We start from the raw sequence: 23,617 nt of genomic DNA on the forward strand, positions 1-23,617 counted from the left end.
CCACCGGCGCTGTGGTTGTCTTTCGGTTCGGGACGTGGACGACCCGTCGTGCTCAGCGGTGCGGAATGAGGGACAGCGGTGGCGAACGACGTGGACGGTGTCCTCCGGCGGCTGGACGTGGTCACCTCGGCCTTGGCCGACTTGACGCAGGTCCTGGCCGACGAGGAGGACCTGTCGGCCATCATGGACCGCGTGTGCCGGCAGGTCGTCGGCGCGATCCCCGACGCCGACCTCGCGAGCGTGACGGTGCTGCGCGACGGCGCCGCCGAATCCCTCGCCTGGACCGACGAGCACACGCTGGCGGTGGACCGCGCCCAGTACGAGGCCGGTGAGGGACCCTGCCTGGAGGCCGCCGAGTCCCGGCAGTTCCAGCGCGTCGCCGTCGGCGAGGCGGCCGAACGGTGGCCGGCCTTCGCCGAAGCGGCCACCCGCCTGGGCATCGGCAGCTACCTGTCCGCGCCCCTGCTCCTGGACGAGCAGTACCACGGTTCCCTCAACCTCTACGGCAGGCAGACGCACGGCTTCCGCGAGCTGGACGCCGCCCTGCTCGGGCTCTACACCACCGCCGCCGAGGCCGCCCTGGGCAACGCCCGCCGCTACCTGCGGGCCCGCCGGCAGGTGGACCAGCTGCACGAGGCGATGGAATCGAGGGCCGTCATCGACCAGGCGAAGGGCATCGTGATGGCCGTGCACCGCGTCTCCGCCGACGAGGCGTTCACGATGCTCGTGGACCGGTCGCAGGAGGAGAACCGCAAGCTCCGGGACCTGGCGGAGCACTTCGTCGACGAGGCCACCAGACCCGAGTCCTGAACACCGCCCCGGTCGGTTCCGAAACGCTCTCGGAGCGGGTCGACAAACCGATGAACCCTCGAAAGCACGGCTCGCAATCGTGCGGTCGACGGTTCATTCGGACATCTTCGGCACGAACCGATCGGATTTGCTTTCGCGGAGTGCGACAATGGAGTATTGATGCGTTGTTCCGATTCTGCGAAGGATGCGCATGACGGGGGTGCCGCCGCCTGGCGGTGAGCTGGTGGCGGGCAGGTACGCGTTGGTCGGACCGCTGGGGGCCGGCGGCATGGCCGAGGTCCACCGGGCCTGGGACGTCGACCTGCGCCGCCCGGTCGCGGTCAAGGTGTTCCGGCTGGGTGACGACGTCGACGCCGTCCGCCGGTTCGAGCTGGAGGCCCGGACGCTGGCCGGGTTGTCGCATCCCGGCGTGGTGTCCCTGTACGACGTGGGCCGGCACGGCGGCAAGCCGTTCATGGTGCTGCAACTGGTCGAAGGACCGACGCTGCGAGCGCGGGTGGAACGGGGTGCCCTGACCGTCACGGAGGTCCGCCGAGTGGGTGCCGCGGTGGCCGAGTCGCTGGCGTACGTGCACCACCAGGGCGTGGTGCACCGGGATCTCAAGCCGTCGAACATCCTGCTCGACCGGGCCGGCGCGCCGTACTTGGTCGACTTCGGTCTGGCGCGCTCGGCGGTCGCCTCGGGGCTCACCCGCACCGGTCACGTGCCCGGCACGGCGGCCTACCTCGCCCCGGAGCAGGTCCGCGGTGAGGAGGTCGGCCCCGCCGCCGACGTCTACGCCCTGGGGCTGGTGCTGCTGGAGTGCCTGACCGGCCGGCGCGAGTACCGGGGCGGCCAGGTCGACGCCGCCATCGCGCGCCTGCACCGCCCACCCACCGTTCCCGAGGACCTGCCCGCCGACCTGGCCCGCCTGGTGCGGTTGATGACCTCCCTCACCGCCCGCCGCCGCCCGACCGCGCGGGAGTGCGCGGAGGCACTGCGGACCGGGGCGCGGAAGGTCACCGCGGCCAGGCCGGACGCCGCGGCGACGGTGCCGGTCAGCGAAGCCGAGCCGGGACCGCCGAACCGGCGCACGCCCTGAGCGGCACGGCGACCCGAAGGTTCGGGGACCGCTCGGAGGTCACGCCCGGCCTCACCCGCGCCGGCAGCGAGCTGCGGTGATCCCGCCCGACCGGCCGACACCCCCTCGTGCGGGCGCGACGGCGAGGCCGCGGCGAGCCCGGGCCGCCAGGGCATGATCAGGTGTGGCGTCGCGACCGCTGCCCGCGGTCTCCACGCGGCGCCCCCAGGAAAGGTCAGTTCACATGAAGAGCACTTTGGCCGTGTCGATCCTCGTCGCGCCCGTCCTCGTCGCCTGCACCGCCTCCCCTGCTCCGACCACTGCCTCGCAGCCCGGTCCGACCTCCGCCGTGAGCGTCGACCTGCTCGAAGGCCGTCACGAGGTCGGCACGCTGACCGGGCCCAAACCACGGCAGAGCAGTTGGCTGGCGGACGACTCGTACGCCTTCCACTGGGACTTCGCCGACGGCCCGCGGGTCGACTACTTATTCTCCCTGAGCCCCGCGGCCGGGACGACCGAGGTGAAGAGCACCGTCTGGCTCAGCAAGAGCTGCGGCGAGGTGGATTTCTCGGTGCAACCGCAGGGGAACGCGATCCGGCACGAACTGACCGAGTTCGCCACCGACCCGCAGTACACGTATGAGGTTCGAGCCGAACTCACCTTCGTCGTCGACGGCGCGCGGCCCGACGCCCGTGAGTCGTTCAGCCTGACCGCCGTTGCGGAGAAGCCCTCGAGCTGCGGTCTGTACTGGGGCATGTTCTTCCCCTCGAGGCGCTAGGCCGCGCCTTCACAGGGCTTGCTCCGCCTTGCCGGCGGACGTGCGCGTGGACGCGCCGGTCAGCCGGCGGGCGGTGTTGACCAGCGCTTCCATGCTGAACGCCTGGGGCGTGTTGCCCATGTGGCGGCTGGTGGCGGGGTCGCACTCCTCGCTGAGCAGGCCGACGTCGTTGCGCAGGTCGAGCAGCCGTTCGAACAGCTCGCGCGCCTGGCGGACGCGGCCGGTGCCGTGCAGGGCGTCGGCGAGCCAGAACGTGCACGCCAGGAACGCGCCCTCCGTGCCGGGCAGGCCGTCCACGCCGCCGTCGGCGTCGGGGCGGTAGCGCAGCACGAACCCCTCCTCGCACAGCTCACGGCGCACCGCGTCCACCGTTCCCCGCACGCGCGGGTCGTCCCACGGCAGGAAACCCACGCGCGGGATGAGCAGCAGCGCCGCGTCCAGCCCGTGCGAGCCGTAAAACTGGGTGAACGTGCCGCGTTCGGCGTCGTAGCCCCGCGCGCACACCTCGGCGTGGATGCGGTCGCGCACCTGCCTCCACCGGTCGACCGGGCCGTTCAACCCGTGGTTCTCCACGGTGTGCACCGCCCGGTCCAACCCGGCCCAGGCCATGACTTTGGAGTGCACGAAGTGCCGGCGCGGGCCGCGCACCTCCCACAGGCCGTTGTCCGGGTCGTCCCAGTGGCCCTCCAGGTAGTCCAGCAGCGCCCGTTGCAGGTCCCACGCGGTGTCGCTGGTGTGCAGCCCCGCCTCGCGGGCCAGGTGCAGGCCGTCGAGGACCTCGCCCCACACGTCGAGTTGGAACTGGTCCGCCGCCGCGTTGCCCACCCGCACGGGCGATGCGCCCTCGTAACCGGACAGCCACGGCAAGGTCTGCTCGGGCAGCCGCCTGCGGCCGTCGATGCCGTACATGATCTGCAGCTTCGCCGGGTCGCCCGCGACCGCGCGGACCAGCCACTCGCGCCAGGCGCGTGCCTCGGCCAGGAAACCGGTGCCCAGGAGGGCTTGGAGGGTGAACGTGGCGTCACGCAACCAGCAGTAGCGGTAGTCCCAGTTGCGCGGTCCGCCCCACTGCTCGGGCAACGACGTGGTGGCCGCCGCGACGATGCCGCCGGTGGGCGCGTAGGTCAGGGCCTTGAGCGTGACCAGGGCCCGCCGGACCGCCTCCGACCACGGGCCGTCGTAGGTGCAGCGGCCGATCCACCCCCGCCAGAAGTCCTCCGTGTCCAGGACGGCCTGCTCGGCGTCGACCGCGTGCGGGCGGTGCCGGTGCGAGGCGGTGTGGATGAGGACGAACGGCACGCGCTGCCCGGCGCGCACCTCGAACTCGGCGGTGGTGGTCAGGTCGTGCCCGTGCAGCGGCACGGTGGTTTCCAGCCACACCGCGTCCGGCCCGGCGATCGCGGCCAAGGCGCCGCCGTGGTGGCGCACCCACGGCACGACGTCGCCGTAGTCGAACCGCAGGCGCAGGTCCATCCGCATCGGCACGCGGCCCGACACGCCCTGCACGACGCGCACCACGTCGGCGGCCTCGCCGCGCGGGGGCATGCAGTCGATCACGCGCACGGTGCCGTCCGGTGTGTCCCACTCCGATTCGAGCACCAGCGCGTCACCGCGGTAGCGACGGCGGGTGGCCGGGCCGCCGGCGGCCGGGGCGAGCAGCCAGCGGCCCGCGTCCACGTCGTCCAGCAGCGCGGCGAAGCAGGCGGGCGAGTCGAACGCGGGCAGGCACAGCCAGTCGACGCTGCCGTCCTTGCCGACCAGGGCGGCGGTCTGCAGGTCGCCCAGCAGGGCGTAGTCCTCGATCTTCGACGGCACGGCTCAGTCACCGCCGTCCAGCGTGATCACGACCTTCACGTCGTCCGGGCCGGGTTCGAAGGCGTCCTCGAACGACTCGAGCGGCACCCGTCGGGTGATCAGACCGGCCAGCCAGTCCCGGTCGGCCTGGGCCAGCGCGTCGGCGGCCTGCCGGTAGTGGCGCAGGTTGGCGTTGACCGAGCCGACCACCACATCGTTCTCCAGCACCATCTCGCGGTTCACGCCCTCGGTGTCGACCTGGGTCTTGCGGACGCTGGACGAGACACCGGTCAGGCACACCACCCCGAAGGGAGCGGTGTTGCGGATGGCGGAGAACACCAGGCTGCCCGCACCGGTCGCCTCGATCACCACGTCGGGCTGGAGCTTCGACGCGACGTCGTCGACGTCGTCGTGGTGGTAGGTCGCGCCCAGGGCCTCGACCAGGCGGGGTTTCGGCCCGCTGGTCACCCGGTCGAGCACGTGCACCTCCAGGCCCTGCTGGACGCCGATCATCGCGGCGAGCATCCCGATCGGACCCGCGCCCGTGACCAGCGCCCGCTTCGGCTCGTACCAGGCGCGCCCGCCGATCCGCCACACCTGCTCCCACGCCTTGGCCACGACCGTGGTCGGCTCCATCAGCACCCCGACCTCCGCCAGCCCCGGGTCGAGGGCGACGGCGTAGTCCGCTTCGACGCACCACAGCTCGGACGCGTAGCCGTCCAGCTCCTTGATGCCGCGCTCGGTGTAGCGGCCGTTGCGGCAGTTGTCGAACTCCCCTCGCGCGCACGCCCCGCACGGCACGGGGTCCGGCCGCCGCACCACGCCGACCACGAGGTCACCGGCCGAGAAACCACTGCCGTCAGGCGCGGTCCTCACTCGACCGAGTGATTCATGCCCCAACACCAACCGCTCTCGGCCCGGTGGGGCCCAGCCGTACTCGGCCTGCACGATCTCCTTGTCGGTTCCGCAGACCCCGACCGCCAGCCCCTCCACCAACAACTCCCCCGACCGGGGCTCGGGATCCGCCAGCTCGGCCAGGTCCAACGACCCCGGGGTTCCGGGGACAACGGTGAGGGCGCGCATGCCCCCGGACTACCCGCGGACCTCCCGGTCATGCCGGTCCCGTGCCGCACTCACCCACCGGATCCGGTGACGACCCGCCCGTGCCGTCACGCGAGCGTCCGCCGAAGGGTTGTCGCCCGCCGTGCGAAGCGATCACGGACGCCGGCCGACACCGGCGTAGAGGGCGTCCTGTTGGACGTCACGCACCTCGTGGAACCCGTTCTCGGGCCGCCATTGCGAGGTCGTGACCAGGCCCGGCTCGACCAGCTCGAAGCCCGCGAACAGGTCGAGCACCTCCTGGCGGCCACGGGGGAAGACGTTGTTCTGGGTCGCCTTCATGGTTTCCACGATCCGCTCGCCGTCCACGGTGGCGAAGTCGTCGGTGAGGTGGGTCAGGGCGAGGTGGCTGCCGGGTGCCAACGCCTCGCGGTAGCGGGCGAACAACCCGGCGGGGTCCGCCTCGGGCGGGATGTAGTGGCCGATGGTGACCGCCAGGAGGCCGACGGGCTGGTCGAAGTCGAGCATCCGCCGGGTCGCCGGCGCGTCGAGCACGTCGTCGGGGCGGGTGATGTCGGCGTCCACGATCACCGCGTCCGGGTCGTCCGCCAGCAGCAGGCGGCTGTGCGCCACGGCCACCGGTTCGTAGTCGACGTAGACCACCCGCGTCCCCGGTGCCGCGTTCTGCGCGATCTCGTGCACGTTGCCGACGGTCGGGATGCCCGAGCCCAGGTCGAGGAACTGCCGCACCCCCGACTCGATCATGAACATCACCGCGCGGCGCAGGAACGCCCGGTTCAGCCGCGCGATCTCGCGCACGTTGGGCTGCGCGGCCAGCAGTCGCGCCGCCAGCTCCCGGTCACTGGCGAAGTTGTGGCCGCCGCCGAGCAGGTAGTCGTAGATCCTGGCCGCGCTGGGGCGGTCGATGTCGACCTCGGCGGGAACCCACTCCCCCGCGGCCCGGCTGCCGGTCATTCCTGCCCTCCCCACGACGCGGGGTGACGGGCTGCCGGGGACGGATCTGGGAGATCGAGCGCGCAATCCACGCGCAACAGGTAGTCAGTCGCGGTCCGCGGCTTCACCGGAATCGCACTCAATTCACTCGATCGGCGTAACGTCGGGACGGCGAAGACTCCGGCGCGGGGCGGGTTCGCTCAGCGGGACTCCAGTGCGGCGTGAGGCGGGAACCTGCCTGTCCCGGGCCCGGTGACCTGCACTGATCGGTGTCGCCCGATCGGTGTCCGCCGATGTGCGGACGGCGTGGCGCGGTTACTGTCTCGGCAGGCGAAAGGTTGCGCTGATGAGCGAGGACAGTGCGTCCGCGGTGGTCTCGGTGCGGGCCGTCTCGGTGGACGGCGTGCCCGTGCTGCGCGTCGCGGGCGAGGTCGACATGAGGACCGTGGACAGGCTGCGCCCGGAGCTGCTGGCCTGGTTGGACGGCGCGCCGGAACGGGTGGCGATCGACCTGACCGGCGTGACGTTCCTGGCGTCCAGCGGCTTGGCGCTGCTGATCGAGGCGGCCGCGCGGGCCGACCAGCACGGCGTTCGGATCGTCCTGGTGGCCGATCACCGCGCCGTGCTGCGCCCGATCCAGGCCACCAACCTGGACCAGGTGTTCGACGTGCACCCCGACGTGGACCACGCCGTGGCGGACGCCCGGCCCGCTCCGCCGTCGACCGAGGTCGAAGCGCAGGACGCTTGACCCGGGCGGTCAGGAGTCGGGGAACCAGCCCGTGCCGCAGCCTTACCGGAGGAGAACAGCTCGTTGGTTGCCTTGTTGCTATTCGCAGGTCCGGCGCGGTGAGGCGGGATCCCGTGCGGGACGTCGAGCACGCGGCTGTCGGGAACGCCATTTCCAGCGAGGGCGAGTAGCGGCCCGGCTCGATGGCGATGACCCCCTGGTGCGCGAGGTTCAGGCGGCGGGCCAGTTCGGGCGGGGTCATCTCGCCGTGCGCGAACCGGAGTGCGCGGGTCGAGCAGGTGATCCTGGGCGGCCGGCCCGACCAGAACCGCGCCGGTGGGCGACGACTACACCGGTGCCGCCGCGTTCTCCGCGATCCGCTCGAGCATCCTGATCAGTTCGACGTACTCGTCGTCGGAGATCCCGTCGAGGAGCCGCGCCCGCTGGGCGTGCACCTGTGCGGCGATCCGGTCGTGGGCCCGACGTCCCGCTTCGGTCAACTCGCACTCTCCCGTGAGCCAACCACGACCGGCGAAGTCCTCGACCAGCGGCCGGACGTCGTCGTGGAAGTGGGCGAGCGCCTGCTCGACCTCGGTCAGGGTGCCGGGCTCGGTCGCGATCGTGTTCAGCACCTGCCAGTGCCTGCGGGTCAGGCCGTCCGCTTCGAGCGCCCGGTGGAACCTGGTCTCGATCAGGTCGTGGAGGTGCACGAGCCAGTAGCCGAGGGGTTTCATCCGACCTCCATGTAATTCGACATGTATATGCACAATAGCATGCATGGGCGCCCTGGCTCGCGGTCGAGCGGGCCCGGCAGTGGGAACGCTCGCGGCGGCGAGCGGCAATCAGTTCCGTGCGAACCGACAGCGTCCCAGTGACGCGCAGGAGGAGTCCCCCGGTGGAGCGGCTCGACGGGCCGGAAGCGCTGGCCGCCTGGTACGACGCCCACGCCCGCCCGCTCCACCACTACCTGGCCCGACGGGCCGGGACGGCGGTGGCCGACGACCTCGTGGCCGACGTGTTCCTGGTCGCCTGGGAGCAGCGGTCGGGGTTCGACCCGACCCGCGCCGGGCCCAAGGCGTGGCTGTACGGGATAGCCACCAACCTGCTGCGGCGGCACCACCGCTCCGAGGAGACCCGGCTGCGGGCCTGGGCACGGGACGGTGGCCGCCGGTCCACCCAGGACGAGGTGGACCACCGGGTCGCGGAGAGCGTGGACGCGGACGTGCGCGCCCGGCGGATGGCCGAGGCCATCGCGGGGCTGCGCGCCGAGGAGCGCGACGTGCTGCTGCTCGTGGCGTGGGGCGGGCTGACCGCGGCGGAGATCGCGGAGGTGCTCGGGATCAAGGAGCAGACGGTGCGGACGCGCCTGCACCGGGCCAGGACGAAGCTGAGGACCGAGGAGGCGCGCGATGCGTGAGGACGAAGTGGACGACGTCGTGCGGGACGTGCGTGGCGACACGGCGCCGATGACCGGCGAGAGCTTCGCCGCCAACCGGGAGAAGGTGCTGGCGCTCGCCGCGGCCGGACGGCCGGTGGGCAGGCCGGCGCGGCGGTGGTGGGGTGTCGCCGCGGGCGTCGCCGCGCTGGCCGCGGGCGGGGTGCTGGCCCAGGTCGCGCTGGGTGGTCCGACGCCCGCGACCGCCGAGGCGGCGCAGGCGTTGACCGGCGCGGCGGACGCGATCACGACGACGGACCCGGTACCGGGCCCCGGCCAGTACCGGTACGCGATCAGCCGCCACCGGTCCGCGGTGCAGACCCACCAGGGCGGGCAGGACTTCCGGTGGCTGGGCGAGGAGGTCCTGGAGGTGTGGTTGCCCGCAAAGGAGGGCGAGGAGTACTTGGTCCGCCCTCGGGACACCGGTCGGCGGGACTGGTTGGTCGGCACCGAGGAGCAGGCGCGCAGCGCCGGGGTGGACCTGCGGCCCGCGTCGCAGGCCGAGGTCCGCGGCCGGTGCGACCGGCGATGCCAGGAGGACCCGGGAGCGTGGCAGCAGCCCAACGCCCGGTTCCTGGCGGGCCTCCCCCGCGCGCCGGAGGCGCTGCTGGAGCGCCTGCTCGCGGACGGTCGGGGACGGGGGTCCAGCGACCACCAGGAGGCACTGGTCCTCGCCTCCGACCTGCTGCGCAGCGGCAAGGTGCCCGCCGACCTGCGGGCGGCGCTGTTCCGGGCGCTGGCGCTGCTGCCCGGCCTGGAGGTGGTCGACCAGTCGGCCAACCTCGACGGCAGGCGGGGCGTCGCGCTGGCCGTGACCGACGGCGACGACCGCCAGGAGGTCATCATCGACCCGGCCACCGGCGAGTTCATCGGCGACCGCCGAGTGCTGACCGAGTCGGACGGCCCCCTGCCGGCCGGGACGGTCGTGGAGTCGAGTTCGGTGACGACGGCCCTGGTCGACGGGATCGGCGTCCGCCCCTGAGGTCCGGTGGGAACGCCGGGTGTGGCCGACCGGCCCGCCGGGGGTAGTCGGCGGGCCGGTCGGGTCGCGGGGTTACGGCGTGACGGAGAGCAGGTGGGCCTTGAGGCCCTCGCCGATGCCGGGTTCCGGTGTGCCGTTCCAGTCCTTGATGAGCACGGCGCCCGTGGTGCAGCCCCACGGGTTCCAGGTCCACGCGAGGTAGCCGATGTGGTGCGCGTCGGCCCAGTCGACCAGCCGCTGCATGTACTCGAAGCCGCAGTCCTCCTGGCCGAACTCGCCCAGCACGACCGGGACCTGTTGCGCGAACGGGGCGATCTGGGTGTCCCAGCAGGACTCGGTGGCGCACGCGTTGAAGCTGTAGGCGTGCCAGGAGGCGGCGAGGTTGTCCAGCGGGTCGGACGGCTTGTGCGCCAACCACTCGCGCAGGTCGTTGGCCCACTCCAGGCCGCCCAGCATCAGCACGTTGGTCGCGCCGGTGGACCGGACCGCGTCGACCAGGTCCTGCATGCCGGCCACCTCGTAGGGCAGCCCGGTGCAGGTGCCGCCGTCGCGCCAGCACTGCCAGCCCAGGGTCTTGTTCCAGTCCGCGGCCATCTCCGGGTACGGCTCGTTGAACAGGTCGAAGACGACGGCGTCGTTGCCCTTGAAGGTGGTGGCGACGCCGGTCCAGAACTGCGGCGAGTACTTCGCGTCCGGCATCGGCTTCTGGCACACCGCGTGCTCGTCCTTGCAGTGCCAGTCCGGGCTGTCGGTGTACGCGCCCCAGGTCCAGTGCAGGTCGAGGATCACGTTGATGCCGTTGGCCACCAGCAGGTCCACGTAGTCCTTGACGTGCTTCTGGTAGGTGGCCCCGCCGGGCGAGCCGTACACGCCCAGCCAGCACTCCTCGTTCAACGGCACCCGCACCGCGCGGATGTTCCAGGTCTTCATCGCGTCCACCGACGCCTGGTCCACCGGACCGCCGTCCCACATGCCCTTGCCCTGGACGCAGGCGAACTCACTGCTGGAGCGGTCCACCCCCAGCAGCCGGTACGGCCTGCCGTCGGCGGTGACCAGCTTGTTGCCCGACACGCGCAGCTCCGGCGCCGGCCCGTCGACCGGCGGAGTGGTCGTGGTGGTGGTCGTGGTGGTGGTGGTCGTGGTGGTGGTGGTGGTCGGGTCCACGCCGGTGCACGGGGCACCGTTGACCGCGAAGTCCGTCGGCTTGGCGTTGCTGCCGCTGTAGGAGAAGTTCGCCCCCGCGCTGACGCTGCCCTTCGCCGGGATGGTGGCGTTCCAGCTCAGGTTGGCCACCGTGACCTTCTTGCCCGACTGCGACCACGTGCCGCTCCAGCCGTGCTGGAGGGTCTGGTTGCCGCTGTAGCTGTAGGTCAGCGTCCAGCCGTTGACCGCCGACGGACCGAGGTTGGCGACCGTCACGTTGGCCCCGAACCCGCTGCCCCAGTCGTTGGTCGAGTAGTCGACCCGGCACGCGAACGCCGCCGCCGCGCTCGCGTCGCCGACCCACGACCCGCCGACCGTCGCCAACAAAGCCGTGCCGGCGATGGACACCGCCGCGCCCATCGCGGCGAACGCGCTACGACGTTTTCTGACTCTTCCCAACATCAGCACTCCCTTGTGCGAATGACGTCCGGTCCGCTGCCGTGCCCACGACTCGGTTCCGCAGCCGAAAGGACCGGCGAGGTGGAGACGGGCCGCTCCGAATGGCGACCCATTTTGATCTGGGAGCGTTCCCAGGCCAACCGTAGCGAAGATGTTGCGGAACTTGAAGACCTGTAAGTCGCAGATACCACGAGAGTTCGGTGCCGAGCATTCCTGACGATCGGTCGCCGAATTCCGGGCGCGGCTCCCATGGTCCGCCCCGTCATGTTTGCGCGTGGTTCACGAGCCTTCCGAGGTCACCGTGTTGGCGCAGTTGAGCACCCGTGGGTGCAGCAGAACGGTCGGATCGGGCAATTCCTCCGAAGTGCGGACGAGGAAGTGGTGCTTTTCCCCGGCGGTGAGCGAGATGAGCATGTCGTCGACGACCGCGTCGGCGGCCACCTTGTCGACCAGCAGGCCGAGGTCGCGGACGAAGGAGGTGGCCCGCACGTCGACGCGGTAGCCACCGGGCACGGGCGTGACGGCGGCGGTGAAGGGTTCCGGGTGGTAGCGGAGGTCGAGGTCTTCGGCGAACAGGTGGTGGGCGTGGACGTCGCCCGCGGTCGCGACCAGCACTTCCCCGCCCGGGTCGGCGGGTTCCAGGAGGTTGTCGGCCAGGTCCAGCCGGGCGGTGGACCGGGGCGGCACGGCGAGCTCCAGTTCGGTGGTGGCCATCACCTCGCCGGTGAAGCTCTGCCGGGCCAACCGCACGGCGCCCGTCCAGGGCTGGTCGTGGTCGTTGACCGCGACCAGGGTCGGCTTTCCTCCGCGCGGCTGGATGGTCAGCAGGCGCGCGGCGAAGGCGTGCTTGAGCGCGTAGTAGAGGGGTTTGGGGCGTTCGTCGTTGTCGATGGCGGCCCAGGAGATGGCGGGCCAGCAGTCGTTGAGCTGCCAGACCAGGGCTCCGGCGGTGCGGGGCCACCAGGAGCGGTAGTGCTCGATGCCGAACGCCACCGCGCGGGCCTGGTTGAGCTGGGTCGCCCAGTGCCACTGCTCGAAGTCGGTCGGGACGGGCAGGTGGCGGGCCAGGCCGCGGTCGAGGTTGACGTTGCCGTTGACGGCTTTCTGGTGTGCCAGGAACGCCGGCGAGGAGGGCGTCGACGGCTGGTCGTGGACCCAGCGGGTGAGGGTGGTCCAGGTGGGTGGCCCCTGGAAGCCGAACTCGGCGCAGAACCGCGGGACGTGGTCGCGGTAGTGGGTGTAGTCGAGGAAGTTCCAGACGTCCCAGTCGTGGCGGGTGCCGTGGTGGGCGTCGTTGGGTGGCAGGTCACCGGGGCTGTACGGGCTGCCCGGCGCGTACGGGCGGGTGGGGTCGAGTTCCGCGACGATCCCGGGCAGCAGGTCGGTGTAGTAGCCGCCGCCCCAGGTGCGTCCTTCCAGGCCGTCCCGCCAGCCCTCCCAGTCCGTGTAGGCGGGGAGGTTCTCGTTGTTGCCGTTCCACAGCACGAGCGACGGGTGGGAGACCAGGCGGGTGACGTTCTCCCGGGCCTCGGCCTCGACCTCACCGCGCAGCGGCTCCTCCTCGGCGTAGAAGGCGCACGCGAAGGGGAAGTCCTGCCACACCATCACACCGCGTTCGTCGCAGGCGTCGTAGAAGTCGTCGGTCTCGTAGATGCCGCCGCCCCAGACCCGGAGCATGTTCATGTTCGCCCCGACGGCCTGGTCGAGCCGGCGGTCGAGCCGCTCGCGGGTGACCCGGGTGAGGAAGTGGTCGTCCGGGATCCAGTTGGCGCCCTTGGCGAAGACGCGCCGGCCGTTGACGACGAAGGCGAACGGCGTGCCGAACTCGTCCGGTTCGGTGTCGACGGTGACGGTGCGGAACCCGACCTTGCGCCGGACGGCGTCCACCTGCTCGCCGTCGGCCAGCAGCTCGACGGTCAGGTCGTAGAGCGGCTGGTCGCCGTAGCCCACCGGCCACCACAACCGGGCGTCCGGCACGAACGCGGTGACGTGGGCGGTGTCGCCGGTGATCGTGACCCGTTCCGCGCGGCCGCCGATGGTGACCCGCGCGGTGCAGTCGCGTTCCGCGGCGCGGTCGAGTTCCAGGTGCACGTCGACGCGGCCCGTGCCGTCGGCGTCCACGGTGACCAGTGGGCGCACCGCGGCCAGGCGGGCGGTGTCCCAGCGTTCCAGCCGCACGGGTTTCCACAGACCGGCGGTCTGCAGGTCGGGTCCCCAGTCCCAGCCGAACGAGCAGGCCATCTTGCGGATCGCGTTGTACGGGTGCGGGTAGGCCCGCTGTCGCCACCCGAGTTCGGCCTCGACCTTCTCGGCGTGGGCGAGCGCGGACCACAGCGTCACGGTGAGGACGTTGTCGCCGCCGCGCAGTGACCGACCGACGTCGAAGCGGTGGCCGCGGTGCATGTTCGCGGTGCGGCCGAGCACAGTGCCGTTGAGCTCGACGGTCGCGACGGTGTCGATGCCGTCGAAGACCAGGTCCACCCGTTCGCCGGGACGCGGCGCCGCCGCCTGGAACGTCGTGGAGTACTGCCAGTCGACGCGGTGCATCCACGTCAGGGCCGCCTCGTTCCGGTCCCGGTACGGGTCCGGGACCAGGTTCGCGGCCATCAGGTCGAGGTGGGTGCTGCCGGGCACCCGGGCGGGCACGTCCCGGTCGGCCAAGACCGCCGGCACCGGGCCTGCGACGGCGCGCAGGTTCCACCCGTCGTGGAGGTTCGAGCGCGTCATGACAGCTCACTCCCAGGGCGGTCGACACGGGGACCAAGACAACGGAATGGTTACTCAGGCATCTTAAGTAAGTCAATGGCCTGCGTAGATGAGGATGAGCTCCCCGACCGGCGGTCTCCACCGACAGGCGTCCATCTGCCCTATTGACTGCTTAGTTCGGCAACTTAATCTGGGGCGGGCGGCTGCGGCGGCAGGCCCGCGCAACGCGTCAAGGAGGACGTCGTGAGGGTGTCAAGGGTTCTCGGCGCCGGGGCGCGCCACGCAACCGCCCTGCTCGCGGCGGCCGTCGTGCTCGCGGGCTGCGGACCGTCGAACACCTCGACCGGGGCCGAGAGCTCCACCCTGGTCGCCTACACCGGCCAGTCCGGCGACTACCAGATCAACTTCAACCCCTACGCGCCGGCCAACATCGGTGGCACCGGGACGATCTTCCAGACCCTGTTCTTCTACAACGTCGTCCGGGACGCCGACCCGGTGCCGCGGCTGGGAGCCGGGTTCGACTGGAACGCGGACGGCACGCAGCTGTCCATCACCCTCCGCGATGGCGTGACCTGGTCCGACGGCGAGAAGTTCACCGCCGACGACGTCGTGTTCACCCTCGGCATGATCAGCGAGCACAAGGGCATGAACAGCACCGGCTACGCCGGACGCGCCGCGGCGGTCGACGACGCGCACGTGGTCGTCACGTTCGACCGGCCGTCGTTCGCGGACGGCCCGTCACTGCTGGGCAGGACGTACATCGTGCCCGAGCACGAGTGGAAGGACATCGCCGACCCGGCGGTCGCCGTGGTGGAGCACCCGGTCGGCACCGGCCCGTACGTGCTGGAGGAGTTCAAGCCGCAGGCGTACACGCTCAAGGCGAACCCGACCTACTGGGGTGGTGAGCCCGCCGTCAAGAAGGTCCGCTACCTCGCGCTGTCCGGCAACCAGGCGGGCGCCGCCGCGCTCAAGGCAGGACAGGTCGACTGGCAGACCGGACCCGTGCCCGACGTCGGGGACGTCGGCAAGAACTACCCCGGCTACCGGGCCGTCATCACCCCGGTGAACCAGATCGCGCTGGTCACGTGCAGCAACGCGGCCCTGGGCTGCCGAGGGCCCCAGACCGACCCGGCCGTGCGGCAGGCGATCCACCACGCCATCGACCGCACCCAGACCAACGCGCTGGCGTTCGAGAACACCGGCAGCCACATCTCACCGGGCTTCCTGCTGCCGGACCGGGACGGCGACCTCATCTCCGCCCGGCTGCGGGACCGGACCGCCCCGATGCGGCCGGACCCGGCCAAGGCGCAGCAGATCCTGGAGAGCGCCGGCTACGCCAAAGGCCCGGACGGCGTCTACGCCAAGGACGGCGCGCCGGTGTCCCTGACGCTGAGCACCGTCGCCGGCTGGACCGACTACATCACCGCGGTCGACACGATGAGCCAGCAGCTGCAACGGATCGGCATCAAGCTCACCGCGCAGCAGGTCTCCTGGAACGAGTTCGTCGACGCCAGGGACCGCGGCAACTACCAGATGATCATCGACTCGCTCTACCAGGGCCCGGCGCCGGACCCGTACTACCTCTACAACTACTTCTTCAGCACCGCGCAGACCGCCGCGGTCGGCGCCAAGCCCGGCCCGAACGTCAGCCGGTTCTCCGACCCGCAGGTCGACCAGGCCCTCGACGCGCTCAAGCTCCTCGACCCCGCCGACACCACCGCTCGGCAGCCCCACCTGGAGACGATCCAGACCCGCGTCGAACAAGCGATGCCGTACATCCCGGTGCTCACCCAGGGCACGATCAGCATCTACCACGACGCCAAGTTCACCGGCTGGCCGACCGACGACGACCTGTACGCCTTCCCCGCGGTCTGGTCGCACCCCGACAACGCCGAGGTGCTCGTGCGCCTCAAGCCCACCGGCAAGCGAGGCGGGTGACACCTCCCCCGGTCAGGACGCCTCGTCCGCGCCGGCGACGGCCGGCGCCGGGCGTGCCCCGTCCTCGGGGAGGCTGCGGCCGAGCGTCAGCTCGCTCTGCAGGACGAGCACCGCCCCGCCCATCGCCGCCGCGTCCGACCCGTTGACCGACGGCACCACCCGCACCGGGTGAGCCCGCCGGGCGAACAACCGGCGGTCCAGCTCCTGTTGGATCACCGACTGGTAGATCGACCCCGCCACCACGAAGCTCGGTCCGGCCAGCACGACCACGTCCAGGTCGAACAGGACCGCCACGGTGACCGCGGCATGACCGAGGTAGCGCGCCGACCGCTCGATGAGCTCACGGGCCTCCGGGTCACCGGTGTTCGCCGCCGCCGCGATCCGCGCGAACTCGGTCAGGAAGTCGTCGGCGGCCGGGTCGAGCGCCAGCCGTCGGGCCAGTCCTGGTGTCGCCAACGCCTGCCGGACCACGGTGGACGGTCCGGCGTAGTTCTCCAGGCACCCGACGTTGCCGCACGAGCACTCCTCGCCGTGGACGTCGATCGAGATGTGGCCGATCTCCGCGCTGTTCGAGGAACTGCCCCGGTACACCTCACCGGCGACCACCACTCCGCCGCCGATCCCGGTGGCCATGTAGATGCAGCCGTAGGTGCTGTGCGGCTCCACCGCACCCATCCAGTACTCGCCGATGGCCGCCGCCGCGGCGTCGTTGTCGAGCAGCACCGGCAGGCCGAGCTGCTCCGCGAGGCGAGGTGCGACGGGGTAGTCGTACCACTCCTCGGTGGGCTGGGGCGTCAACAGCACGCCGGCGTGCCGGTCCTGCGGCCCGTAGCTGACCAAGCCGACCCCCAGCACCTTGTCCCGGTCGACGGCCGCCGTCGTCAGCAGCGCCTCCACCTGCGCCGCGACCAGCGGCAGCGCCTGGTCCGGCGGCAGCGACGCCACGCCCCGGAATGAAGTGCGGGCCACCTGGCGACCGGCCAGGTCGACGACCACGATGACGCACGCGTTGCGCTCGAGCTGGACGCCCACGCTGTAGCGGGCCACCGGGTTGAGCTGGACCAGCGTGCGCGGCTTGCCGCCCGTCGACGCACCCCTGCCGGCCTCGACGACCAGGCCGTCGCCGATCAGCTCGCGCACGACCTCGGAGATCGTCGCACCCGTGAGACCGGTCGCCGCCGCGAGCTCCACCCGGCTGATCGAGCGCGCCGCCCTGATCACGTCCAGGACCAGGCCGCGCGTCTTCGGCCGACCTGCCCAGACCGGGCTTCTCACCACGGCTCCTCCTTGGTTCCACTTTTCGGCAGTCTACTTTCCGGGCCAATCACCGATCCCCGTGCACCATCGCGATCCCCGTGCACCATCGCGATTGCCGACCACCTGACCCGGTGCGAAATGAGGTGAACCCCGAAATGCGGCCGGCTCGGCCAGTTTCAGGACGGTGTTCCAGTTGCGCGCGGTGTTGGGGCACGCCGATGCCTGTCGAACTTCGCCGCCAGTTTTGAGCCGTCGAAGCCGCCGGGTGCGTGGACGTAAGCGACCCTGTCGATGACGGCGAAGCCCTCGGCGGATTGGCCTCGATCAGCGCCTCGCAATCGGCGAGCGAGACGGCTGCGTGCTGCCGCCGAACCCGCGGAACAGGATGATCCAGACCGTCCGTTCGTTCACGGCTGCACGCCGGCGAGGGCAGCTCCGGTCCTCATTCGCGGCAGAGGCTCCACCACACCTCCATGTGAACCGACATGTAAATGTACGATGGCATGCATGGACGATCCCGTGGTGGCAGTGGAGCGGGCCATGGTGGCGATTCGGCGCAGTCAGAGCCGGCGGGCGCTGTCGCGGCACATGGCCGTCGATCCCGCGCTGTTCCCCCTGCTCGACGCGGTCGAGGAGCGCGGCCCGTCGTCGGTGACCGAGCTGACGACCGCGCTCGGCGTGGACCAACCCCGGGCGAGCCGGCTCGTGGCCAAGGCGGTGGACGAGGGCCTCCTCACCCGGCAGGCGGACCAGCACGACGGTCGGCGCACGCCGGTCTCGCTCACCTCGTCCGGTCGGGCGCAGCTCGACGCCGCCCACACCGTCCGTCGGCAGGTCTTCGCGCGGGCGATGGCGGACTGGTCGGACGAGGAGCGGGCGACGTTCGCCCGGCTGCTCACCGCGTTCGTGTCCGGGATGGACGCGACCCGCTGATCAGGCGTGCACGTCCGGCCGGCGTCTCGCGGCGGCCCAGGCGGCGACCTGGGCGCGGTTGGTGAAGCCGAGCTTGGCGAGGATGTGCTGGACGTGGCTTTCCGCCGTGCGCTCGGAGATGTGCAGCAGCGCGGCGAGCTGCTTGTTGGTCAGGCCGTCGGCGAGGTGTGCGGCGACTTCGCGCTCGCGGTGCGTCAACGCGCCAGGCGTGCCCCCGCGCAGTACCGCCGCCAGCGCGTCGGCGTCCCGTCGCAGCGGGGCCATCCCGAGCCGATCCGCCGCCGCTGACGCCGAGGCGACCAGGGCGTGCGTTTCGTCGGCGTCACCTGGCCGGCGGCGACAAGCCAGGACGCCGGCCAGCTCGCCAACGGGCTGCAATTACCGCCCGGTGGCACGCGATCTCGGACACCCGCGTCGGATCCCGCCGCTCCAGCCACGCCGCCATCCGGGCGTGCGCGGTGAGCCTGGCCGCGGTGGGCGGGGTCAGCCGCGCGGACTCGCGGATCAGGTCGTGCCGGAACCGGCCCGGCCCTCTCCGGCACGGTCCCGTCGAGCTCCACCCCCACGATCGAACCGCCGTCGAGCACCACGACCGGGTCCGCCACCAGAGGCGAACCCGCGCCCTCGAACAGCCCCCGAACCGTCCGCGACGCACATCGGGTCAGGACGGTCACAGTTCATCCGCCGCCTCCGGCGCAGGGGAATGCATCGTCCCCTTGAGACGTTCCCTCGGCGTGAAGAAAATCGGATTCCTGTCCTTCGGGCACTGGTCGGACGGGCCGCACTCGCAGACGAGGTCTGCCGCTGACGCGCTGGTGCAGGCCGTCGACCTCGCCGTCGCCGCGGAGGAGCTCGGCGTGGACGGCGCGTACTTCCGGGTGCACCACTTCGCCCGGCAGTTGGCCTCGCCGTTCCCGCTGCTGTCCGCGATCGGGGCCAGGACCGAGCGCATCGAGATCGGCACCGGCGTGATCGACATGCGGTACGAGAACCCGATGTACATGGCCGAGGACGCGGGCGCCGCGGACCTCATCGCCGGCGGCAGGCTCCAACTCGGCCTCTCCCGCGGATCGCCGGAGCAGGTGATCGACGGGTGGCGGTACTTCGGCTACCGGCCCGCCGAGGGCGACACGGACGCCGACATGGCACGCAAGCACACCGAGGTGCTGCTGTCCGTGCTGGACGGCAAGGGTTTCGCGCAGCCCAACCCGCGCCCGATGTTCCCCAACCCGCCGGGGCTGCTGCGCGTGGAGCCCCACTCGCCGGGCCTGCGGGACCGGATCTGGTGGGGCGCGGGCTCCAACGCCACCGCGGTCTGGGCCGCGCGGCAGGGCATGCACCTGATGAGCTCGACGCTGAAGAACGACGAGGGCGGCGCGCCGTTCCACGTCCAGCAGGCCGAGCAGATCCGCGCGTTCCGCAAGGCGTGGTCGGAAGCCGGGTGGCAGCGCGAGCCGCGCGTCTCGGTCTCGCGCAGCATCTTCGCGCTCACCTCGGACCTCGATCACGCCTACTTCGGCCAGGACGGCGACAGCACCGACAAGATCGGCTACATCGACGCCGACACCAGGGCCGTCTTCGGCCGCAGCTACGCCGCCGAACCCGACGTCCTGGTCGGGCAACTGGCCGAGGACGAGGCGATCGCCGAAGCCGACACGCTGCTGCTGACCGTGCCGAACCAGCTCGGCGTCGACTACAACGCCCACCTGCTCGACAACGTCCTGACCCACGTCGCCCCCGCCCTCGGCTGGCGCTGACCCGCTCATGCCCCGTCACGTGGACTCGTGGCGTCGGCGGGGCGATCCGCACACGTGACACAACCTCGGAAAGCCGCGGAGAAGTGCGCTTTCCTTTCGCCGCACCACAATCGCCCACCGAGGTTTTCACCATGCCCTGTCGCGGTCACCGCGTCAGACCCTAGCATCGCCGAATGGCCGATCAAGCAGGCGACGCTGCCCGGTTGGTGCTCACGACCGCCGACGGCGTGCACCTGGTGACGACGAACTCCATCGGGATGGACCTGGTGCAGGAGGTCGCCCGCCTCCTCGGTTCGGAGAACATCCGGTCCACCAGGCTCGGCGGCGACCTCACCCTGTGGCACGCGGAAGACGGTCCCGGACGGCCGCGAGCCGGCCGGCTTAATGCGGTGGCGAGCGGCCTGGCCGCCGAGTACGGCTCGCCACCCGTCGTCGGTCCGGCGGTCATCTCCGGGCCGATCGCGCACAACACGATCTTCCCCCTCGACGCCGCCGAGGCCGACCGGCTGGTGAACCGCCTGCGCGGCGATGGTGTCGAGCGGGCCCTGGACGACGACTGCGCCAACCACAGCCCGTGCCGCGAACTGCTCGCCATCCCCGCCGCGCAGCGCGAGTCGTTGTTCCGCCTGGTTCCCGCGAATACCTCGGACCTCGGCCCGGACGGGATCTACATCCACCTCAACGACGACCTGGTCGCGCTCCTGGTGGCGATGGGGCCGGGTGAGTCCGGCAGCTTCCAGCAGGCGTACCCGGTCCTCGGGCACCTGGCGGAGCGCTGGCACACCAAGCCGACCGACCTGCTCATGCGTGCGATCGAGAACATGCGGTCCGACGACGTGACGGTCCAGACCTTCGACCAGTACGACCACTCACCGATGCACGTCGTCGTCGACCAGGGCGTCTCGGGTGTGGCCCAGGTGGTCCGGCTGGAGCAGCTGCTGGGCACCGACCTCCCGCACGGCGCGATCGTCGGCCTGCCGCGCGAGCACCAGATCATCGCCGTCCCGATCCGCAAGGCCCGCGACCTCGCGACCATCGCGCCCGTGCTGCAACTGGTGCAGGACATCGGGTCGAAGGCCCTCGACCGGGTCAGCCTCGACGTGTTCTGGCTCCACCGGGGCCGGCTGCACCCGCTGCGCGCGGAGACCCGGAACGGGCAGTTGGAGCAGATCTACCCGCCGGACGAGTTCCGGCAGCTCATGGAACGCCTGCCGCGCGACTGACGCGGTGTTCGCGAACGTCACTCCAGGCGGAACGTCGCCCGGTACGCGGTGGGCGTGACGCCGAGGACGCGGTGGAACTGCCGGCGCAGGGTGGTGGAGGTGCCCAGGCCGCAACTGGTCGCGACCTGGTCGATCGAGGCGTCGGTGCGTTCGAGGAGTTCCTGGGCGCGGGCGATCCGCTGGTGGTGGAGCCAGTCGAGCGGTCCGACCCGCAGTTCCGCCCGCATCCGGCGGGCGAGCTGGCGGGTGCTGAGGTTCGCGTGCCCGGCGAGGTCGCGCACGGTCAAGGGCTGGTCGAGGCGGGCACGTGCCCACTCGAGGGTGGGCGCGAGCCCGTCGGGGTTGCGCGGCGCGGCGGGTGGGGTGATGAACTGCGCTTGACCGCCGGTGCGGTGGGCGGGCACGACGAGCCGCCTCGCGATCGCGTTGGCGGCGGCCGCGCCGAGGTCGCGGCGGACCAGGTGCAGGCAGAGGTCGAGCGCCGCCGTCTTGCCGGCCGAGGTGAGCACGTCGCCCTCGTCGACGTAGAGCACGTCCGGGCGGACGTCGACGTGCGGGTAGCGGCGGGCGAGGTCGTCGGCGTGCATCCAGTGCGTCGTGGCGACCCGGCCGTCGAGCACGCCGGCGGCGGCCAGGACGAACGCGCCGGTGCACAGGGAGGCGATGCGCGTGCCGCGGTCGTGGGCGGCGCGCAGGGCGTCGAGGAGCCGCGGGTCGGGGTTGTCGTCGAGGTCTTCGGACGACGGCACGACGACGGAGTCGACGTGGGCGATCTCGGCGTACGAGGCGGTCGGCAGGTGCGGCAGCCAGGGGTGCGGCGTTCCGTCGGCGGTGCAGACCACGAGGTCGTACCACGTCCCGGTGGGCGACAGCTCCGAGCGGTCGACGCCGAAGACCTCGGACGCGATCGCGATCTCGTACAGCATCGCGGAGCCGTGCAGCACGAGGGCGATCCTGAGCATGTCTCAAATTGTACGGTCGGCGTCGTTTCAGACACTCGTCCCGGGCCCGGGTCGCGTCCGACGATGGTCCCGTGAACGCAACTGATCGAGTTCTCGTCTACGGCGCCACTGGTCACACGGGGCGCTTCGTCGTTGACGAGCTGCTGCGGCGCGGCCTCGCCCCGGTGCTCGCCGGCCGCAGCGCCGAGCGCCTGGCCGCCGTCCCGCCCCGGCACGCGGCCCTCGAACGCCGGGTCGTGGGCATCGACGATCCCGACCGGCTCCGGCGGGCGGTGGCGGGTGTCGGCGCGGTCGTCAACTGCGCCGGGCCGTTCCTCGACACCGCGCTCCCGCTGGCCCGCGCCGCGGTCGAGGTCGGCGCCCACTACCTCGACGTCACCGCCGAGCAGCCGGTCGTGCGGGCGCTCTACCGCTCCCTCGACGCCCCCGCCCGTGCCGCCGGCGTCGCCGTCGTCCCCGCCATGGCGTTCTACGGCGGCCTCGCCGACCTGCTGGTCACGGCCGCGCTGAATGGCGGCACGCGAGCCGACGAGGTGGAGGTGGCGATCGGCCTGGACCGCTGGTGGCCGACCGCGGGCACGCGCATCACCGGCACGCGCAACACCGCGACCCGACTGGTGATCCGCGGCAACGCGCTGACACCGGTGGACAGCGCCGCACCGTCGCAGACCTGGTCCTACCCGCAGCCGTTGGGCGACCAGGCCGTCGTGCAGGTGCCGTTCTCCGAGGTCATCACGATCGACCGCCACCTGGACGTGACCGAGCTGCGCTCCTACCTCAACACCGCCGCGCTCGGGGACCTCCGTGACGCCGCCACACCCGCCCCCACCCCGACCGACGAGCAGGGACGATCGGCACAGCGGTTCGTCGTGGACGTCGTCGTGCGCCGGGGTGAGGACGTCCACCGGATCAGCGCGACCGGCCGCGACATCTACGCCGTCACCGCCCCGATCGTCGTGGAGGGCGTCGTCCGACTGCTCGACGGTCGCCACCGGGGCCCGGGCGCGGTGGCACCGGGCGAAACCTTCGACGCCCCCGACGTCCTCACCGCCCTGGAGCGTGACGCCGGCGCCCTCTCGGTGCGATCCGACCGGCGAGCCCCGTCAGCCGCCGCGACACCGCGGAACGCGTGAACCGGCGGACCTGCGCACGGCCGCACTCGCCCCGGCGGCGCCGAGCGCCCTACCAGGGCACGGTCCCGGTGTCGTCGAACAGCCCGCCGGCGGGTCCGTCATCCGGCAGCGTCACGAGCCGGACAGCGATCCGGGCACTTCCGCGGGCGCGCTGGTGCCGTGGAACCCGTTGAGGTCGGTGGCGATGTAGCCGGGCGCGCATCGTTGATCTCGATGGCGGTGCCGCCCAGCTCCTTGGCGTACTGGGCGGTGACCGCGTTGAGGATCGTCTTGGACGGCGAGGATGCCCCGCTGACCCCGCCCAGGTTGACCTCCGGCGTGGTCTGCGAGGCCAGGGACGCGACGTGGCTGGACCGGGTGACGATGCGCGGGTGCTCGGAGCGCCGCGGCAACGGCAGCATCGCAGTCCGGCTGGCGGAGGTCAGCGCACTGCCGGACCTCCCGCGGGCCCGCAGTCGTCAATCGGCACGCTCATCCGGCGCGCGGCCTCGGCGGAGGTGGTTGTCG

General features: G+C 71.7%; 20 protein-coding genes. 11 read left to right on the forward strand and 9 right to left on the reverse strand.

Translation table 11 applies throughout. From position 1 onward, the window contains the following. Nucleotides 1–78: 78 nt before the first annotated feature. From LZG04_RS21290 to LZG04_RS21300, 3 genes are all read left to right on the forward strand, one after another. Nucleotides 79–810, forward strand: a complete 732-nt coding sequence (locus tag LZG04_RS21290; protein ID WP_233819527.1) for a GAF and ANTAR domain-containing protein — start codon at nt 79–81, stop codon at nt 808–810. 190 nt (nt 811–1,000) lie between these two features. Then, complete coding sequence (locus LZG04_RS21295) at nt 1,001–1,891, forward strand: serine/threonine-protein kinase (RefSeq protein ID WP_233819528.1); 891 nt, start codon at nt 1,001–1,003, stop codon at nt 1,889–1,891. Between the two features lie 223 nt (nt 1,892–2,114). After that, nucleotides 2,115–2,648, forward strand: a complete 534-nt coding sequence (locus LZG04_RS21300) for a hypothetical protein (RefSeq protein ID WP_233819529.1) — start codon at nt 2,115–2,117, stop codon at nt 2,646–2,648. Between the two features lie 9 nt (nt 2,649–2,657). Here LZG04_RS21300 and LZG04_RS21305 read toward each other — a convergent pair whose 3' ends face one another. From LZG04_RS21305 to LZG04_RS21315, 3 genes are all read right to left on the reverse strand, one after another. Beyond that, nucleotides 2,658–4,463, reverse strand: coding sequence for a glycoside hydrolase family 15 protein (locus tag LZG04_RS21305; protein WP_233819530.1), 1,806 nt, complete (start codon nt 4,461–4,463; stop codon nt 2,658–2,660). Between the two features lie 3 nt (nt 4,464–4,466). Continuing rightward, nucleotides 4,467–5,525 (reverse strand): glucose 1-dehydrogenase, encoded by a 1,059-nt coding sequence (locus tag LZG04_RS21310; protein ID WP_233819531.1) that lies wholly within the window; start codon nt 5,523–5,525, stop codon nt 4,467–4,469. Between the two features lie 132 nt (nt 5,526–5,657). Next, on the reverse strand, nt 5,658–6,476 hold the full coding sequence (locus LZG04_RS21315; RefSeq protein ID WP_233819532.1) for an SAM-dependent methyltransferase: 819 nt from the start codon (nt 6,474–6,476) through the stop codon (nt 5,658–5,660). A 325-nt stretch (nt 6,477–6,801) separates the two neighbouring features. On the opposite strand from LZG04_RS21315, the gene LZG04_RS21320 reads away from it, so the two are divergent. Beyond that, entirely contained in the window at nt 6,802–7,203 is a 402-nt protein-coding gene (locus LZG04_RS21320) for an STAS domain-containing protein (RefSeq protein ID WP_233819533.1), read from the forward strand. 326 nt (nt 7,204–7,529) lie between these two features. Here the strand turns inward: LZG04_RS21320 and LZG04_RS21325 are convergent, their stop codons facing one another. Further along, nucleotides 7,530–7,916, reverse strand: a complete 387-nt coding sequence (locus LZG04_RS21325) for a MarR family winged helix-turn-helix transcriptional regulator (protein WP_233819535.1) — start codon at nt 7,914–7,916, stop codon at nt 7,530–7,532. Between the two features lie 161 nt (nt 7,917–8,077). Between LZG04_RS21325 and LZG04_RS21330 the strand changes: the two genes are divergently transcribed. Together LZG04_RS21330 and LZG04_RS21335 are read left to right on the forward strand one after the other, a co-directional pair. Further along, complete coding sequence (locus LZG04_RS21330; RefSeq protein ID WP_233819537.1) at nt 8,078–8,599, forward strand: RNA polymerase sigma factor; 522 nt, start codon at nt 8,078–8,080, stop codon at nt 8,597–8,599. Beyond that, the gene (locus LZG04_RS21335; RefSeq protein ID WP_233819539.1) at nt 8,592–9,599 is read left to right on the forward strand and encodes a CU044_5270 family protein; all 1,008 of its coding nucleotides are present in this window, start codon (nt 8,592–8,594) and stop codon (nt 9,597–9,599) included. The genes LZG04_RS21330 and LZG04_RS21335 overlap by 8 nt, the downstream gene beginning before the upstream one ends. A 72-nt stretch (nt 9,600–9,671) precedes the next feature. On the opposite strand, the gene LZG04_RS21340 is transcribed toward LZG04_RS21335, so the two are convergent. Next, nucleotides 9,672–11,204 (reverse strand): cellulase family glycosylhydrolase, encoded by a 1,533-nt coding sequence (locus LZG04_RS21340; RefSeq protein WP_233819540.1) that lies wholly within the window; start codon nt 11,202–11,204, stop codon nt 9,672–9,674. A 276-nt stretch (nt 11,205–11,480) separates the two neighbouring features. Continuing rightward, nucleotides 11,481–13,928, reverse strand: coding sequence for a glycoside hydrolase family 2 protein (locus tag LZG04_RS21345; protein WP_233819541.1), 2,448 nt, complete (start codon nt 13,926–13,928; stop codon nt 11,481–11,483). 222 nt (nt 13,929–14,150) lie between these two features. Between LZG04_RS21345 and LZG04_RS21350 the strand changes: the two genes are divergently transcribed. Continuing rightward, nucleotides 14,151–15,845, forward strand: coding sequence for an ABC transporter substrate-binding protein (locus LZG04_RS21350; protein WP_233819542.1), 1,695 nt, complete (start codon nt 14,151–14,153; stop codon nt 15,843–15,845). Nucleotides 15,846–15,857: 12 nt separating this feature from the next. Here LZG04_RS21350 and LZG04_RS21355 read toward each other — a convergent pair whose 3' ends face one another. Then, on the reverse strand, nt 15,858–17,120 hold the full coding sequence (locus LZG04_RS21355) for an ROK family transcriptional regulator (RefSeq protein WP_233819543.1): 1,263 nt from the start codon (nt 17,118–17,120) through the stop codon (nt 15,858–15,860). 489 nt (nt 17,121–17,609) lie between these two features. Here LZG04_RS21355 and LZG04_RS21360 point away from each other — a divergent pair, with 489 nt between their 5' ends. Continuing rightward, nucleotides 17,610–18,035, forward strand: coding sequence for a MarR family winged helix-turn-helix transcriptional regulator (locus LZG04_RS21360; RefSeq protein WP_233819544.1), 426 nt, complete (start codon nt 17,610–17,612; stop codon nt 18,033–18,035). Here the strand turns inward: LZG04_RS21360 and LZG04_RS21365 are convergent, their stop codons facing one another. Beyond that, entirely contained in the window at nt 18,036–18,299 is a 264-nt protein-coding gene (locus LZG04_RS21365; RefSeq protein WP_308199215.1) for a helix-turn-helix transcriptional regulator, read from the reverse strand. It abuts the gene before it with no gap. A gap of 470 nt (nt 18,300–18,769) precedes the next feature. On the opposite strand from LZG04_RS21365, the gene LZG04_RS21370 reads away from it, so the two are divergent. Further along, nucleotides 18,770–19,792, forward strand: coding sequence for an LLM class flavin-dependent oxidoreductase (locus LZG04_RS21370; RefSeq protein ID WP_233819545.1), 1,023 nt, complete (start codon nt 18,770–18,772; stop codon nt 19,790–19,792). 173 nt (nt 19,793–19,965) lie between these two features. Beyond that, on the forward strand, nt 19,966–21,015 hold the full coding sequence (locus LZG04_RS21375) for a hypothetical protein (RefSeq protein WP_233819546.1): 1,050 nt from the start codon (nt 19,966–19,968) through the stop codon (nt 21,013–21,015). 17 nt (nt 21,016–21,032) lie between these two features. Here LZG04_RS21375 and LZG04_RS21380 read toward each other — a convergent pair whose 3' ends face one another. Continuing rightward, nucleotides 21,033–21,977, reverse strand: coding sequence for a GlxA family transcriptional regulator (locus LZG04_RS21380; RefSeq protein ID WP_233819548.1), 945 nt, complete (start codon nt 21,975–21,977; stop codon nt 21,033–21,035). Between the two features lie 71 nt (nt 21,978–22,048). On the opposite strand from LZG04_RS21380, the gene LZG04_RS21385 reads away from it, so the two are divergent. After that, entirely contained in the window at nt 22,049–23,110 is a 1,062-nt protein-coding gene (locus tag LZG04_RS21385; RefSeq protein ID WP_233819550.1) for a trans-acting enoyl reductase family protein, read from the forward strand. The last annotated feature ends 507 nt before the right edge of the window (nt 23,111–23,617 follow it).

Origin of the sequence: Saccharothrix sp. S26 (genome assembly GCF_021390395.1) — a bacterium.
GTDB lineage: Bacteria > Actinomycetota > Actinomycetes > Mycobacteriales > Pseudonocardiaceae > Actinosynnema.